General features: G+C 59.9%; 13 protein-coding genes. 2 read left to right on the top strand and 11 right to left on the bottom strand.

Going from position 1 to position 15,134, the window contains the following annotated elements; translation table 11 throughout:
• Window positions 1–4: 4 nt before the first annotated feature.
• Both rsmD and WNY61_RS16905 read right to left on the bottom strand, forming a co-directional pair.
• On the bottom strand, window positions 5–562 hold the full coding sequence (gene rsmD, locus WNY61_RS16910; RefSeq protein WP_342852616.1) for a 16S rRNA (guanine(966)-N(2))-methyltransferase RsmD: 558 nt from the start codon (window positions 560–562) through the stop codon (window positions 5–7).
• Entirely contained in the window at window positions 559–1,764 is a 1,206-nt protein-coding gene (locus tag WNY61_RS16905) for an FAD/NAD(P)-binding oxidoreductase (protein WP_342852615.1), read from the bottom strand. The genes rsmD and WNY61_RS16905 overlap by 4 nt, the downstream gene beginning before the upstream one ends.
• 88 nt (window positions 1,765–1,852) lie before the next feature.
• Between WNY61_RS16905 and WNY61_RS16900 the strand changes: the two genes are divergently transcribed.
• A complete protein-coding gene (locus tag WNY61_RS16900) occupies window positions 1,853–2,341 on the top strand; it encodes a peroxiredoxin (RefSeq protein ID WP_342852614.1) in 489 nt (162 codons plus the stop codon).
• Between the two features lie 77 nt (window positions 2,342–2,418).
• Here WNY61_RS16900 and WNY61_RS16895 read toward each other — a convergent pair whose 3' ends face one another.
• The 8 genes from WNY61_RS16895 to WNY61_RS16860 form a co-directional block, all read right to left on the bottom strand.
• The gene (locus tag WNY61_RS16895; protein ID WP_342852613.1) at window positions 2,419–3,267 is read right to left on the bottom strand and encodes a mechanosensitive ion channel domain-containing protein; all 849 of its coding nucleotides are present in this window, start codon (window positions 3,265–3,267) and stop codon (window positions 2,419–2,421) included.
• Between the two features lie 12 nt (window positions 3,268–3,279).
• Window positions 3,280–3,588 (bottom strand): 4a-hydroxytetrahydrobiopterin dehydratase, encoded by a 309-nt coding sequence (locus WNY61_RS16890; protein ID WP_342852612.1) that lies wholly within the window; start codon window positions 3,586–3,588, stop codon window positions 3,280–3,282.
• Window positions 3,585–4,772 carry a GNAT family N-acetyltransferase gene (locus tag WNY61_RS16885; RefSeq protein ID WP_342852611.1) on the bottom strand — a complete coding sequence of 396 codons (1,188 nt, stop codon included), beginning with the start codon at window positions 4,770–4,772 and terminating at the stop codon, window positions 3,585–3,587. The genes WNY61_RS16890 and WNY61_RS16885 overlap by 4 nt, the downstream gene beginning before the upstream one ends.
• 48 nt (window positions 4,773–4,820) lie before the next feature.
• Window positions 4,821–5,582, bottom strand: a complete 762-nt coding sequence (locus WNY61_RS16880; RefSeq protein WP_342852610.1) for a glycerophosphodiester phosphodiesterase family protein — start codon at window positions 5,580–5,582, stop codon at window positions 4,821–4,823.
• Window positions 5,579–6,037: a RidA family protein gene (locus WNY61_RS16875; protein WP_342852609.1), complete on the bottom strand. Its 459-nt coding sequence runs from the start codon at window positions 6,035–6,037 to the stop codon at window positions 5,579–5,581. Before WNY61_RS16875 ends, WNY61_RS16880 begins: the two co-directional genes overlap by 4 nt.
• A gap of 90 nt (window positions 6,038–6,127) precedes the next feature.
• Window positions 6,128–7,438 carry an HlyD family type I secretion periplasmic adaptor subunit gene (locus tag WNY61_RS16870; protein ID WP_342852608.1) on the bottom strand — a complete coding sequence of 437 codons (1,311 nt, stop codon included), beginning with the start codon at window positions 7,436–7,438 and terminating at the stop codon, window positions 6,128–6,130.
• Window positions 7,435–9,171: a type I secretion system permease/ATPase gene (locus tag WNY61_RS16865; RefSeq protein ID WP_342852607.1), complete on the bottom strand. Its 1,737-nt coding sequence runs from the start codon at window positions 9,169–9,171 to the stop codon at window positions 7,435–7,437. Before WNY61_RS16865 ends, WNY61_RS16870 begins: the two co-directional genes overlap by 4 nt.
• A gap of 127 nt (window positions 9,172–9,298) precedes the next feature.
• Window positions 9,299–11,560, bottom strand: a complete 2,262-nt coding sequence (locus tag WNY61_RS16860; protein ID WP_342852606.1) for a PBP1A family penicillin-binding protein — start codon at window positions 11,558–11,560, stop codon at window positions 9,299–9,301.
• A gap of 271 nt (window positions 11,561–11,831) precedes the next feature.
• Here WNY61_RS16860 and WNY61_RS16855 point away from each other — a divergent pair, with 271 nt between their 5' ends.
• On the top strand, window positions 11,832–13,139 hold the full coding sequence (locus WNY61_RS16855) for an ammonium transporter (RefSeq protein WP_342852605.1): 1,308 nt from the start codon (window positions 11,832–11,834) through the stop codon (window positions 13,137–13,139).
• A 61-nt stretch (window positions 13,140–13,200) separates the two neighbouring features.
• Here the strand turns inward: WNY61_RS16855 and WNY61_RS16850 are convergent, their stop codons facing one another.
• Complete coding sequence (locus WNY61_RS16850; RefSeq protein ID WP_342852604.1) at window positions 13,201–14,901, bottom strand: histidine kinase N-terminal 7TM domain-containing protein; 1,701 nt, start codon at window positions 14,899–14,901, stop codon at window positions 13,201–13,203.
• Between the last annotated feature and the right edge of the window lie 233 nt (window positions 14,902–15,134).

The following is a 15,134-nucleotide window of genomic DNA, read 5'->3' as shown; positions in this document are numbered from 1 at the left end:
GCCGTTAGTTCCCAGCTCCTTGCAGCAGTGTTACATGGGTATCACCATATTTCCGCGTATCGATCCGGACGAATCCCTCGGGTGCGTGCATGGGGGTATTTTCCTCCCAGACGATCATCGCGCGGGGGGCAAGCCAGCCGCCTTCAGCAGCCGCGAGAAGCGCCTTTTGACCCATGGACTTGCCATAAGGCGGGTCTAGAAAGACCAGATTGAAAGCGTCCTGCGTCCACAGGCCGAGCCGAGTGGCATCGTTGCGCAGCAGTTGTGTTTCAGCCTCAGCCCCAAGCGTGCGGGTATTTTCACCGATCAGACGTTGCCCGGTACGGCCATTTTCGACGAAACAAACGGATGCGGCCCCGCGCGACAGCGCTTCGAACCCAAGTGCGCCGGTCCCTGCGAACAGATCAAGCACCCGCGCATTTTGGATAACATCGTGATGGGTCAGCATTGAAAACAGGCTCTCGCGGACCCGGTCCGAAGTCGGGCGCAAATGCGCTCCGGCGTCGCCTTTACCAAGCGCCGCTAACGGACGACCACGGTATTTTCCGGCGATGATCCTCATGGCCGGAGCAGCGCCTTGAGGTCAGTCGCAGGGTCCGCGATCAGCGCGGGGTCGGGCGATTTGCCCGCCTCAATCAATCGCTTGCCGACCATATAACCACGCGGGTCGTTGGCGGCATCGACGGCCAACAACGTCTCACCAAGGTAGTACCAGAAGGACGCGCTGCCCTCGCCAAGTCTGCTGACCACGCGGTCAAAGCCTGCGTTCAGCCCAGCAATCTGGAGTTTCACGTCGTATTGGTCGGACCAGAACCACGGCGTAGCGACATATTCCTTGCCCGCGCCAAGGATGTTTTCCGCGACAGTTTCGGCCTGATCAATCGCGTTCGGCACGCTTTCCAACCGGATGCGCCCGCCGCGATAGGGGAAAGAGGTGCAGTCCCCCGCCGCCCAGATGCCCGGTACACTTGTGCGGCCCTGCGCGTCGACTTTGATGCCGTTTTCGACCTCAATCCCCGCTGCTGCCGCCAGCACGACATCGGGCTCAATGCCCACACCGGTGATGACGAAATCGGCGGCGATCTCTGTCCCGTCGCTCAGCCGTGCGCCGGTGACTTGAGTGTCACCCAACAGCCGATCTAGCCCAACACCTTCGCGCAACGTGACGCCGTGCCGTTCATGCAGGGCGCGGAAATAGTCGCTTGTTTCGGGGGCTGCGACCCTTTGCAGGATGCGGTCGGCCATTTCCACCAGCGTGACCTCAAGCCCCAGCTTGGCCGCAACCGCCGCCGCTTCCAGCCCGATATAGCCGCCGCCGACGATCAGAACTTTCGCGCCTTTCACGAAACGCGGGGCCATCGCATCGACATCCGCCAAATCGCGCACGGTGAAAACGCCCTCAAGCGCCCCGCCAATCGCCGCAGGCAGGCGGCGCGGGACTGAGCCGGTGGTCAGCACCAGTTCGTCATAGACGATCTCGCCATCGGATGTGGAAAGAACACGCGCTTCAGGGTCAATGGCGGTGACGCGGCAGTTGGTTTTGAGCGTGATCCCTCGGTCGGCATAGAATGCCTCAGGCCGCAGAAACAGCCGCTCCAACGTCATCTCCCCCAACAGATACCCCTTCGACAACGGGGGCCGTTGGTAGGGTGGGCAAGGCTCAGCACCGATCAGGGTAATCTGCCCCTCGAACCCGCCATTGCGCAGTTTCGCTACGCAAGAGGCCCCCGCCTGCCCGGCTCCGATCACCACCACATGCTGCATCTGCCTACCCCCGATTGATCTGGTTTCAGTCGCGGTCAAAGCCTATATCTGGCCCCAAGACAACCGCAATGACAGGAGAGGCTATTCCATGACGATTTCTCAAGGCTCGACACTGCCCGACGCAAAATTGGTTCAAATGGGCGCGGATGGGCCCGAGCCGGTGCAGATGGCCGACAAGCTCAAAGGCCGCAAAGTTGTTGTCTTTGCCGTGCCGGGCGCTTTCACCCCGACCTGCCACTCCGCCCATGTGCCTAGCTTTGTGCGCACCAAGGATCAGTTCGACGCCAAAGGCGTGGATGAGGTGATCTGTATTTCCTGCAACGACCCATTCGTGATGAAAGCATGGGGTGAGGCGACTGGCGCGACAGAGGCCGGGATCACCATGTTGGCCGACGCGAGCAGCGAATTCACCCGAGCCATCGGCATGGATTTCGATGCCGAAGGTGCCGGGCTGGTCGGCCGATCCAAGCGCTATGCGATGCTGGTCGACGACGGCAAGGTGACCCTCTGGCAGCCAGAAGAAAGCCCCGGTACCTGCGAGATTTCCGGCGGTGAAGCGCTGCTGGACAATATGTAAAAACGCGAACGCCCGGTCAGATTGGCCGGGCGTTTTGCTGAAAGGGCGGCCCCAAAAGGTCCAGCAGGGGCGAAGACCTACTCCGCCGCAGCCTGCACGAGGGTGCGCGTGGGGAACGGGATGTCGACACCGCCCTCATCCAGCGCCTCTTTGACCTTGCGGGTCATATCGGCCTTGAAGGCAAAGTAGTCCCCGGCACTGCACCAAACCCGCACCAAGAAATCCACAGAACTGTCGCCGAGGTTGTTCACCTGAATAAAGGGCTCAGGGTCCGTATGGGCGCGCTCATCCGCCATGATGGTGCTGCGGATGATCTCTTCGGCGGTCTTGAGGTTCGCCCCATAGCCCACACCAAAGGTCCATTCCGCGCGCCGCGTCGGGTTGACCGAATAGTTGGTGATCACATTGCCCCAAACTTCGGAGTTCGGCACGATCACCTGCACGTTGCTGAGATCCGCTAGCACCGTATAGTTCAGGTTGATCTGCTTCACGGTGCCCATCTCACTGGCGATGACCACAAAATCGCCAATCTTGATCGGGCGGAACAGGATCAACATGACCCCCGCCGCGACATTCGACAGCGTGCCTTGCAACGCCAGACCAATCGCCAGACCCGCCGCACCGATGACCGCCACAACCGAGGTCGTCTTGACCCCGAAGGTGTTGAGCACAAACAGAATTGTGAAGCCCAGCACCACATAGCGCACGATGGAGGCAAGAAATTCGAACAGCATCTCGTCCAGATGCTTGTTGCGCTTGCCAAGGTTCTCGACGCGGGTTTGCAGCCAGCTTGAAATGATCCAGCCAAAGAGAAGAATAACGATCGCGCCGATCACTGATCCCGCTGCACTGGCAAGGAATTCAAGCGTCAGCAGATCGGCAATCGTCTTGCCCTGCCACAGTTCCGTTTCAAACAAATCTTGCATCCGCTCTCTCCGTCAGTCTTTCCCGGCCCCAAAGAGACCATCCATCTTACGCGCCAGTTTCGCATCAAGCGAGCTTAGCCCGTCTACGTCATGGGTGATCAACGTTACCTCCACACGGTTGTAAACATTGCCCCATTCGGGGTGGTGATTCCACTTTTCCGCCCAAATAGCCACCCTTGTCATCCAACCAAAGGCATCGGCGAAATCCTTGAACTTGAACGTCTTATGGATCGCATCACGGGTCTCGACCATTTCCCAGCCGGTGTCGAACAGCGGTTGCAGAAGGGTTTTTCGGGTTTCGATGCTCAGTCTCTCGGTCATTCTTGTTCCTCGATCGTCGTCTTTTTGAAGGGGCCGTAGTCGGTCAGCACGCTGATCTCCTCGTCCACGGCATCGCGTTCTGCTTGCAGGTATTCCCCCACCGCCGAGGCGAAGCCGGGGTCGCGCATCCAATGAAGCGACCATGTCGGCGAGGGCAGATAGCCCCGCGCGAGCTTATGCTCGCCCTGCGCGCCCGCCTCGACACGGGAAAGCCCATGGGCGATGGCGAAATCCATCGCGCGATAATAGCACAGTTCAAAATGCAAAAAGGGGTGATGCTCAATGCAGCCCCAGTAGCGGCCAAACAGCGTCTCTGCCCCGATGAAATTTAGCGCTCCGGCAATCCACCGTCCGTCGCGCTCGGCCAGCACCAGCGCGATGTCTTCGCGTAGGCTTTCTTGCGCATGGTCGAAAAACTCACGCGTGAGGTAGGGCGAGCCCCATTTCCGCGCGCCGGTGTCTTGGTAGAACCGCCAGAAGGCATCCCAGTGCTCCGGCTCAATCTGATCTCCGGTGAACGTGTGGATAACCCCGCCGAAATCCTGCGCCTGCGCACGTTCTTTGCGGATGTTCTTGCGCTTGCGCGAGGACAGGCTGGCGAGGAAACCTTCAAAATCGGCGTAGTCGCGGTTGTGCCAGTGAAACTGCTGGCTCTTGCGGCTCATCAGGCCCAAGCCTTCCGCCCGCGCGACCTCTTCTTCGGTGCAAAAGGTGACATGCAAAGACGACAGCGCGTTGTTATCGGTCAGCTGCACTGCGCCTTGAATAAGCGCGGCAGTCCCTGTCTCTTCAAACTCAGGCCGCACCAAGAAACGCCGCCCGGTGGCGGGGGTGTGCGGCACAGCGATCTGCAGTTTGGGATAATACCGCCCGCCCGCGCGCTCATAGGCATGCGCCCAGTTGTGGTCGAATATATATTCGCCCTGACTGTGCGATTTGGCATACATCGGGGCTACAGCAATTACTTGGCCTGCGATGCGCGCCATCAAATATTGCGGTTGCCAACCCGTGCCGGGGCCGACTGAGCCGCTGCGCTCTAGTGCTGAAAGAAAACGGTATGTGGTGAAAGGGTCGCGCGGCCGCGCCCTGCCTGCGGCCTCAGGGCACGCACAGGCGTCCCAATCCTCTTGGCCGATCTGTGCCAGTTCCGGCACCACCGTAATCTCGATTTCCTGCGCGTTCATCTGAGCCTTGCCTGCCTTGCGTCCTATGTGTGGCCTTGGCCGCGCAGATCAAGGGCGCGGTTGCGGCAGATAGCCCTCAAAGGTCACGTTCTGCGCCACCTGACGCACGATATCTTCCTCTGCTCGACTGCGGACGGTCCAACAAAGCACCGCCGCCCCTGCGGCCTTTAGCTCCGCCACGCGCGGGCGGCTCAGGTCGTCAGCCTCATGGCTGATAAAACAGGAACCACTCTCGACATAATCGGGAATTCCACGCAGCCTGTCGCAGGTTTGGGCGGGCAGCGGCCATTCGTCGGGGCGGTAGGCGCTGGTGGTCAATCCGCGCGGCACGTCTGGCAGCAGGCGCGCAAGTTCGCGCACTGAATGCGGATTAAACGACATGACGGCCAAATCACCACGATAGCTGCCAATCAACTTGGCAGCGGCAGCCTCAAGCGGGCCCACGTCCGGCCCCATGCCACCGTCCTGATCCTTGAATTCCACCAGCAGTGGCACGCGCCCCCCCACAAGATCGAGGATTTCCTCAAGCGTCGGGATCCCCTCGTCGCCGCCTTTCAACGGGATAGCCGCAAGGGCGCTTGCGTCGCGCAGCCGAACCGCACCGCGCTCTGCGGTCAATCGTTCCAGCCCATAGTCGTGAAAGACCATCGCTTTGCCATCGGCGCTAAGTTGCAGGTCAATCTCGATCCCGAAACCCGCCTCGACCGCCGCACGCACCGCCGCACGGCTGCTTTCGGGCCGTCCGGCGGTCACGTCATGCAGCGCGCGGTGCGCCAGAGGGGTGTTCAGAAAGGCCGCAGGAAGGGTCATTCGATTTCAAAGATGCCTTCGATTTCGACAGCAACGCCCAGTGGCAGCGATGCGGCAGATACCGCCGAGCGGGCGTGACGGCCCGTGTCGCCCAGAGCCTCGACCATGAAATCGGACGCGCCGTTGATGACTTTGGGCTGGTCGGTAAAATCAGCGGTCGAGTTCACGAAGCCGGTCAATTTCACCACCCGCTTGAGCCGATCCAGATCGCCGTCGCAGGCCGCACGAACCTGCGCCAAAAGACTCAATGCGCAGCTGCGCGCGGCGGCGGCCCCGGCCTCGACATCCATGCCATCGCCCAAACGCCCGGTGATCAACCCATCCGGCCCGTTGGAGGTTTGGCCCGAGACATATACGGTATTGCCGGTGACCACGAAGGGCACATAGTTCGCGGCAGGTGCGGGCGCGTCGGGCAGAGTAATGCCGAGCTCGGCAAGGCGGGCGGTCAGGGACATGGCGATTTCCTTTGGTTGCAGGTTCAAGCGGACGCTAACCGCCCCTCGCCCCGAGGAAAAGCCCTTTTGCCGATCCCCCAGCCCAGTGTCTCAGCTTTCCCGGAAAGCACGGGCAAAATAATCTGCCATCGGCTTGAGAAGATAGGCCATGGGAGTACGTTCGCCGGTTCTGATAAACGCCTCTACGGGCATGCCGGGGAGCAAGATCGTGCCCTCTTCCAGTTTGTCCGTCTCGCCGGGGTTAAGCGCAATCTCGGCGCGGTAGTAGGTCTGGCCAGTTGCGTCATCCTCAATGGAATCTGCTGATACCTGCAAGACTTTCCCCACCAATTCCGGCGTGGTGCGTTGGTTCAAAGCGGACAGGCGCAGGTTCACTTCCTGCCCGACGGCGACCTGATCAATATGAATTGTTTGCACCCGTGAAGCGATGATTAGCGGGCGATCTTGGGGGACGAGGTACATCAACGGCTCCGCCGCGCGCACGACCGATCGCGGGGTCTGTATCTGCATGGCATAGATCACCCCTGACACCGGTGCGCGAATATAAAGCCGGTCGATTTCGCCCTTAAGCGCGCGGCGCTGTTCGGCGATCTCTAACTCTCGATAACGCAGATCCCGAAGTTGGGTAATCGCCTCTTCGCGGCCGGCCGAGCGCAGCTTGAGCCGCTCAATATCGATCTCCGTCACGCGTTCCTGCGACTGCGCCTTTTGCGCTGAGAGTTCGCCGATCTGCCCGCGAAGCCGCGCTTGTTCGCGTTGCAGGTTCAAGACGGCAGAGGCTTGCGTCAGCCCGCGATCCAGCAGCGACTGCTGATTTCCCAACTCTTCTTCGATCAGCTCCAACTGCCGGGCAAGCGCCGTTTCCTGCGCATCGACCCCGCGTATTTGCGCATTGATCTGCGCCCGGCGTTTGCCCAATTGCTCAAGCTCTTGGGCCACGCTGACGCGGCGCGCGTCAAACAGATTGCGCTGGCCATCCACCAGTTCCTGCACATCCGGATTTGCAGACGCCGCGACGTTCAACTCTTTGTCAAAGACAACTTCTTCGGCTTCGTCACGCTGCGCTTCCAAACGTCCCCGGCGGGCCATGAGTTCATAAAGTTGCCCCTCAATGATGGCCAACTGCGAGGTCAACTGCTCTGCATCAAGCTGCAACAAAACATCCCCAGCGGCGACGCTATCGCCTTCATCCACAAGGATTTCTGCCACCACGCCGCCCGTTTCATGCTGCACGATTTGCCGATTGCGGTCGACTTCGATCCGGCCTGACGCGACCACAGCCCCAGTGATTTGACTGGTCATGGCCCATGTGCCGAACCCACCAAAAAGCACGATCAGCCCCAGAAACCCAAGAATCAAGGGCCGTGTCGCCGACCAACGTTTGTCAGACTGATCGCTCATGCCACCCCCCCGGAATGCGCGGGCGCTTGTTTGATTTCGCGGTGGTTCTGCACCATTTCGGCCAGCACTTCATCCTTGGGGCCAAAGGCTTTGCGCATACCGCTGTCGAGCACCAAGAGCGTGTCACATTCCTGAATGGCCGCCGGGCGGTGCGCCATAATCAACACCGAGCGCCCACTGGCCTTCATCTGCCGGATCGCATGGTTCAACGCCTGAGAACCGACATTATCGAGGTTCGAGTTCGGCTCATCCAACACAACAATCACCGGGTCATCATAAAGCGCGCGCGCCAGCCCGATGCGCTGCATCTGCCCACCGGAGAGCCGCACTTGGCCCGCGCGAATGGGGGTGTCATAGCCTTGAGGGAATTCGAGGATCATCTCATGGGCCGCAGCCATTTTGGCGGCTTTGACCACCTTTGCGTCGTCGGGGTCGGGTGACAGCCGGGCAATGTTTTCAGCGATGGTACCGTCGAACAATTGCACCCTCTGCGGAAGGTATCCGATATGCCGCCCCAATGTCTCGCTCCCGTAATGCTCAAGCGCGGCCCCATCCAGACGGATTGAGCCACCCGCAGGTTGCCAGACGCCGGTAAGCGTGCGGGCCAGTGTCGATTTCCCGGCACCCGAGGGGCCGATGACACCCACCGCCTGCCCCGGCTCTACAACAAAGTTCACTGACTTTAACGCGGCCTGTTTTTCGCCCGGTGCGACAACGGTCAACGCTTTGGCAACCAGTTTGGCTTTCGGTTTGGGCAGCGCGGTGCGCGTGGGCTCAACCCCCACGGCCCCCAACAGCTGCGCGAGATTGGCCCAACCCGCCCGTCCGCGTTGCACCGCGGGCCATTGGTTCAAGGCCAATTCAACCGGTGCCAAGGCCCGCCCCAATAAGATAGAACCAGCGATCATCGCACCCGGCGTCATCTGATTTTGCAAGACCAACCAGGCACCAAGACCCAGCATCGCAGATTGCAAAAACAACCGCAGCGTCTTGGTCATTGCCGTGAATGTTCCGCCGACATCCGCAGCCCTGACCTGCTGCTCAAGCGCCTGACCACGCGCCTGCTGCCAGCGTGAGAAAGCCGCGTCGCGCATGCCCATGGCCTGCACCATCTCGGCCTCAACCCTGATCTGGTCTGACATGGCATTCGCCGCCTGCCCTACGGTGCCTGCCCGCGCTTGGCTTTCGCGCGACAGCATTTGGTTGGCCACGGTGATCGCGATTAGCACCACCGCACCGCTTACCGCCAGCCAACCCAGCAGCGGATGGAACAGAAAGATCGCGGCGAAGAAAATCGGCGTCCACGGCGCATCAAATGCGGCCATCAGCACGGGCGAGGTCATTAAACGCTGCACAGCTTCGAGATCGGCAAGACCTGCGTTGGTTTTAACATCTGGGGCCACGGCGGATTTACGCACGACTGCGTCAAACACCCGGCGGTCGAGATCGGATTGAAACCGCGCGCCCACCCGCGCCATGATCCGACCACGCGTGTAATCCAACACCCCCATCACAGCATAAAGGAAGACCACGAGGACCGAGAGGGCGATTAAGGTTTCCTCTGAACCAGAGCCGAGCACGCGATCATAGACCTGAAGCATATAAAGCGGGCCGGTGAGCATGAGCAAATTGGCGAAAAGGCTGAACAAGGCCACAGCCCAATAAAGACCGCGGCTGCGGCTGCGCACGCTGCGCAGTTCTGCCAGCCCTCTTTTTACCACATCGCTTTGCATCGATACCTTTCGACCCCGTCAGCAGCCCGGCACCGTTGTCTCGCGCACCATACCTTCCTTAAAGGCATAATTAATTTAACAACCTATTGCCAACTCTCCTTTTCTGAGAGCCCGACACCCGACCGGGTTAGCGGTCGAGAAAGCCCGGCGCGGGGGCGGCAGAGCCGCTGCCACTGCTCCCGCCGCCAAAGATGTCGCGCAAAACCCGGTCGATTACGTTTTCAGCGCCTCCGCCTCGGTTGCCGCCGCCTTGTGGCTGTTGCGGTTGCTGCGGTTGCGGCTGGGGTTCAGGCTGCACTTGAGTGAAATTGCTTGGCGGGGCCGGGGCCAACATTGGCAATTCGGTTAGCGGCATCCCCTCGTGGACGCGGCTCATGGTTTCGCGCCAAATTTCTGCGGGCAAACCGCCGCCCGTGACCCCGGTCAGCGGCGTGTTGTCGTCATAACCCATCCAAACACCGGCCACATAATCCGCCGAGAAACCAACGAACCATGCGTCCTTGTTGGCAGAGGTGGTGCCGGTCTTGCCCGCCAATTGCCGTCCGCCAAACTGGGCGCGCTGCCCTGTCCCTTCCGAGATCACCTTCTCCATCATATAGACCAACTGGCGCGCGGCATCTTCTTGGATCACCCGCTCGTTGATACCGCCCCCGGTGCCCATCAACGGTTCCGTTTCACCGAGCAGACGCAGATCAACCAGACCATAAGGGGTCACCGACGAGCCGCCGTTCAGGATGCCCGCATAAGCGCCGGTCATCTCAAGCAGGGTGCCTTCAGACGCGCCAAGCGCCAGCGCCGGGCCTGCGGCCAGATCGCTTTTAATGCCGAACTGCGTGGCGACCGTACTTACCGTCTCGCGGCCAACGCTTTCAGAGACTTTGACCGCCGGGATGTTTAACGAATCCTTTAGCGCATCGGTCAGACTTACCGGCCCTTTGAAGTTATTGGTGTAGTTCTTGGGACACCATTCGCCCGAGCCGGGAATGTTCAGACAGTAAGGTTCATCAACGATCAGATCATCGGGTGAATAGCCCAGATCAAGTGCGGCGGCATAGATGAAGGGTTTGAACGCCGACCCGGTCTGACGCATTGCCTGCGTGGCACGGTTGAACGCCCCTGCGACCTTGGTTTTACGCCCCCCCACCAATGCGCGCACTGCCCCATCCGAAGACATAACGACAATCGCTGCCTGCGCTTCGGAACTGTCGCGCACTTTATTTTCGAAAATCCATTTCAACCCGTCTTCGGCAGCGCGCTGAATGCGTTGGTCGAGGGTCGTTTTGATGATGACATCTTCGGTGGTGTTGCGGGTAAAGAACTCTGGGCCCGAGGACATAACCCAGTCGGCAAAGTAGCCACCGGCTTCGGCCTCGGCCGCTTCGGAGAGTTGTGCGGGATTGGCGATGGCTTCATCAGCCTCAGCAGCGGTTAAATAGCCCTGTCCTTCCATCAAGCGGATCACCGTGGCGGCGCGGCTTTGCGACCGATCAAGGTTGTTGGTGGGCGATAGCGTGGTGGGCGCGGTCAGCAGACCGGCCAGCATCGCACCTTCAGAGGCGGAAAGCGCCGCCGAGGGTTTGCCAAAGAAACGCTGTGCCGCGGCCTCGGCACCAAAAGCACCGCCGCCCATATAGGCACGGTTGAGGTAGATCGAGAGAATGTCATTCTTGGAGTATTTCAGCTCCATCGCCACGGCAAAGAGCGCTTCCTTGGCTTTGCGGCTTAAGGAAGACCTACGACAATCTGCCTCATACTCTTTCTCGGTCATGCCCGAGCTGGCGTCATAGGGTTCGCCCAGACACAGCAGCTTGGCCGTTTGCTGCGTGATGGTCGAACCGCCGTGGCCCGAAAGCGGGCCGCGCCCCTCACTGAGGTTGATGCGTACCGCCGATGCGATGCCACGCGGGCTGACGCCGAAGTGTCGGTAGAAGCGCCGGTCTTCGGTAGCAATGACCGCGTTCTTGAGGTGCTTGGACACCGATTCCGCTGTGACCACGCCGCCAAACTGATCCCCGCGCCAGGCAAAGACATCGCCTTCGCGGTCCAACATGGTGACAGAGCCGCGCGCGCGGCCATCCAGCAACGCTTCGAGCGGCGGGATCGTGGTGTAGATATAGCCGACAGCCAAGGCCAGCACGAGGAAGGCCACAAGGCTCACACGCCATGTTATTGTCCAGATCAAACGCCAGAACCAACGGGCCAGTCCGGCAAAGAAGCCAACTACCCCCCCGCGCCGAGGCCGCTTGGCTCGGGTCGCCTTACGACGCGCGGGTGCCGCCTTGCGCGCGGCTGGTTTGGCCTGCGCGTTTGCCTTGGGCTTCGGCTTGGCCTTGCCCGCATACCGTCTGTCAGCCACGAGAGGGCGTTTGCGCTTGTTTTTATCGGTCATATAATTGCCTGCCCGGCCTGATTTTTCGACACTCTAAACTGCTTGCAGCGGATTGTTTAGCGCTGCAACGCGCAATCGGCGTCAAATGTCTGATTAATTTATAAGCAGATTCCAGCCGGCGCCCGTTTTTTAAGCGACGATGCCAATGAATGGCGCAAATTTGGCAAGCAAACCTGTCCAAGCGCGCCTGATTCCTCGTTTTCTCATGCTGCACGGGCAACCGCCCACTTCGGTAAGCACGCATTCGGACCCGCAGACAGGAAACGACCATATGAAACCCATCTTAATACTTCCCCTCGCAGCAGCGGTCAGCGCTCTGCCCGGGCTGGCGCTGGCACAGGACGCAGAATACGCGACGCTGGCGGATACGACCTTCATCTTTAACACACTCCTCTTCCTGATCGGCGGCTTCCTCGTCTTTTGGATGGCGGCAGGTTTCGCCATGCTAGAGGCCGGGCTTGTCCGCTCCAAGAACGTTACAACGCAGCTGACTAAGAACATGGGCCTCTTTGCCATCGCGGCGGTCATGTATTGGCTGGTCGGTTACAACATCATGTATCCCGGCGACGGCAACTGGATCGTCGAAGGCATCTTTGGCACCTTCGGCACCAAAGACATCAAGACCGAGATCGACGCAGGTGGTTATTCCAACGCCTCTGACTTCTTCTTTCAGCTGATGTTCTGCGCCACCACGGCCTCCATCGTGTCGGGCGCGCTGGCCGAGCGGATCAAACTCTGGCCCTTCCTAATCTTCGTGGTCGTACTGACAGGCTTCATCTACCCGATGGAAGCATCCTGGCAGTGGGGCGGCGGTTTCCTTTCCGCCATGGGCTTTAGCGACTTCGCGGGTTCGACCCTCGTTCACGCCGCTGGTGGCTTTGCCGCCCTCGCAGGTGCCATCGTACTGGGGCCACGTTTGGGCAAATACGGCAAGGATGGCCGCGTTGTGCCGATGCCGGGCTCCAACCTTGCGCTTGCCACTTTGGGGACATTCATCCTTTGGATGGGTTGGTTCGGCTTCAACGGCGCGTCGCAGCTTGCCATGGGCACCATCGAAGACGTTGACGCCGTGGCGCAGATCTTTGCCAACACCAATATGGCCGCTGCAGCCGGTGCTGTCGCCGCGCTGATCCTGACACAGGTGCTTTATAAAAAGGTCGACCTGACTATGGTGCTGAACGGCGCACTGGCGGGTCTCGTCTCGATCACCGCTGGGCCGCTTGACCCAACATTGTTCGGCGCGCTTTGGATCGGTGCCGTGGGCGGTATCATCGTGGTGCTGACCGTGCCGATGCTCGACAAGTTCAAGATCGATGACGTGGTCGGCGCGATCCCGGTTCACCTGATCGCTGGCTTCTGGGGCACGCTGGTTGTGCCGGTCTATACCGAGGGCACATCCTTCATCACGCAGATCATCGGCTTTGCCGCAGTGGGCATCTTCGTCTTCGTGGTCAGCCTTGTTGTCTGGATGATCATCAAGGCCGTCTCTGGCATCCGCGTCAGCGAAGAAGCCGAGATCACCGGGCTGGATATGTCGGAGCTGGGGATGGAAGCCTACCCCGAGTTCGCCAAAGGCTAAAACGCCCGCGACAAACGTAAGACGACACACCGCCCGGCCCGAAATGGCCGGGCGGTTTGCGTTAGGGGGCTAAAGGCAACGCAATCGAGAAAGTGGTGCCGACACCCGGCGCGCTGACATAGCGCACGTGGCCGCTGTGACGGTCCAGGATTTGCCGGGTGATATGCAGGCCCAGCCCACTGCCATAGGCGGTTTTTGTGTCGGAGCTATCGAGCTGCGAAAAGGGCGCGAAAACTTGATCCTCAGCTCCCGGTGGGATGCCACAGCCGCTATCAGTCACAGTCACTTCCGCCATGCCCTTGTGCTGCTGCAAACTGATCTCGACCAGCCCACCCGGCAATGAGAACTTCACAGCGTTAGAAAGCACATTGTCCAAAGCCTGGGCCATCCGCTCGGCATCCGCTTGCACCACAAGTGCAACGTCAGGAAGGTCGCAGGAAAAGCGGATACATTTGTCGGGTTGCAGGCTTTCGGCGCGCGCCACCGCATTTTGCACCATGGGGCCAAGGGCACAGGGTTCCAACGCCATGCTGAACTGCGCGCTGCTCAGGCTTTGGGTATCAATCAGATCATTCACAAGTTTCGTCAGCGTGTCAGAGCTGCTGGTCGCCCGCCCGATCAAACGGGCTTTTTGCGCGTCGTTTACCTTTGTCCCGCCTTGAGACAACAGGCCAAGAGCACCGTTGATCACCGTCAGCGGGGTCCGCAGTTCGTGGCTAACCGTGGCAAGGAATTGCGCCTGCATCTGCTCGGCAGCGATCGCTTTTTGTGCGGCGATTTTCTGCACGGTTACATCCAAAAGCGCGACCGCCCAGCCAACCTGTTTTTGCCCCTCACCCAATGAGATCGCATGAGCGCGAACCGCAAAGTGGCGGCGGCCCAGCTGAATGTCGGTCACATCCGGCAGGCATCCCCGGGCCGCGAGGTAGCGTACAATTGGGCCCAACTCTCCAAAATCACGCAGGAGTGGGACAGGCTCCGCCTCTTTGCGCAGCAACTCTGCCGCCGCTGGGTTCGTTTCAATCGCCGCCCCCGCTGGGTCGATTACAAAGACAGGGTCGGTGCTGTTGTAAAACAAAAGCTCTCGTGCGATCGCGCTGACATCGATCCAGCGATTGTCGGCCACCAGCCAAACCACAAGCGTCAGTGATAGGGCAAAGGAGAACGGCGTGGGATCGGTGTCAAAAAGCGTAAACCCACCCAAAATATAGGCCAGGTTGGCGGCCATCGGAATAAGCGTCGCTGCAAAGAGCTTGTGAAAGAAACTGCGCACCGCGGGGTTGGCCGTCCGAACTGCGCTGCCTGCTACGACCGCTGCCGCCATGATCACCATATAAAGATAGGTGATCGCCACAAAGAACAGCGGACCATGATCTGACAGGACGAAAGAGCCGTTCTCCCCGGTTAACCATTTGGTCTCTGGCCCGTAAAATTTCTGGTGCCAGTCCGTCGTCACCGCGGCGGATGTGATTAACGCAGGCGCGACGATGATACCCAGAGGCACCAGCCAGCGTGGCACTTTGGCCCCAAGCGCGTATTCGTACAGAAAGAAAGCCCAGAAGGTCGGCAGCAGGACAAAGCCAATCCAAGCCCATCGGCTGATGGCAAAGGCGCAGGTGGCTGAAGGGGCAGAAAGTTCGATCCCGACTGAGAGAAGCCAGAGGTCCATGGCAACGATGGCCAAAAGGAACCAATGTTTGCCGGGCAGGCTGCTATGCCCACGCACCCAAACGCCCAACCCGGTGACGAGCGTGGCTGTCACAATCACCAGCTGTATGGCCGGCGAGGCTACATCCAATCGAATGCACTGAAAAATTGATTCTAAAATCTGCCCGACCCTAAGTTTTTGTTTAGGGTAACCAAACAGGCCATTCCGGCCAAGATTTGATTTAATCGAGACATAACCGGGGCATAGCGTATCGCTCTCCGGAACAATCGAGGATGTCAGGAGAGTTCGGGCCGCGACAGGCGCATCTCCGAGCCCACGAGACCGTC

The organism is Sulfitobacter sp. AS92 (genome assembly GCF_038900015.1).
Taxonomy (GTDB): Bacteria; Pseudomonadota; Alphaproteobacteria; order Rhodobacterales; family Rhodobacteraceae; genus Sulfitobacter.
The sequence above is the reverse complement of the archived record's forward strand: the minus strand, read 5'-3'. Positions and strand labels throughout refer to the sequence as shown.

What these genes read in the sequence shown, in the direction of transcription:
- rsmD (WP_342852616.1), bottom strand. Translation starts at nt 562, where the DNA reads ATGAGGATCATCGCCGGAAAATACCGTGGTCGTCCGTTAGCGGCGCTT.
- WNY61_RS16905 (WP_342852615.1), bottom strand. Translation starts at nt 1,764, where the DNA reads ATGCAGCATGTGGTGGTGATCGGAGCCGGGCAGGCGGGGGCCTCTTGC.
- WNY61_RS16900 (WP_342852614.1), top strand. Translation starts at nt 1,853, where the DNA reads ATGACGATTTCTCAAGGCTCGACACTGCCCGACGCAAAATTGGTTCAA.
- WNY61_RS16895 (WP_342852613.1), bottom strand. Translation starts at nt 3,267, where the DNA reads ATGCAAGATTTGTTTGAAACGGAACTGTGGCAGGGCAAGACGATTGCC.
- WNY61_RS16890 (WP_342852612.1), bottom strand. Translation starts at nt 3,588, where the DNA reads ATGACCGAGAGACTGAGCATCGAAACCCGAAAAACCCTTCTGCAACCG.
- WNY61_RS16885 (WP_342852611.1), bottom strand. Translation starts at nt 4,772, where the DNA reads ATGAACGCGCAGGAAATCGAGATTACGGTGGTGCCGGAACTGGCACAG.
- WNY61_RS16880 (WP_342852610.1), bottom strand. Translation starts at nt 5,582, where the DNA reads ATGACCCTTCCTGCGGCCTTTCTGAACACCCCTCTGGCGCACCGCGCG.
- WNY61_RS16875 (WP_342852609.1), bottom strand. Translation starts at nt 6,037, where the DNA reads ATGTCCCTGACCGCCCGCCTTGCCGAGCTCGGCATTACTCTGCCCGAC.
- WNY61_RS16870 (WP_342852608.1), bottom strand. Translation starts at nt 7,438, where the DNA reads ATGAGCGATCAGTCTGACAAACGTTGGTCGGCGACACGGCCCTTGATT.
- WNY61_RS16865 (WP_342852607.1), bottom strand. Translation starts at nt 9,171, where the DNA reads ATGCAAAGCGATGTGGTAAAAAGAGGGCTGGCAGAACTGCGCAGCGTG.
- WNY61_RS16860 (WP_342852606.1), bottom strand. Translation starts at nt 11,560, where the DNA reads ATGACCGATAAAAACAAGCGCAAACGCCCTCTCGTGGCTGACAGACGG.
- WNY61_RS16855 (WP_342852605.1), top strand. Translation starts at nt 11,832, where the DNA reads ATGAAACCCATCTTAATACTTCCCCTCGCAGCAGCGGTCAGCGCTCTG.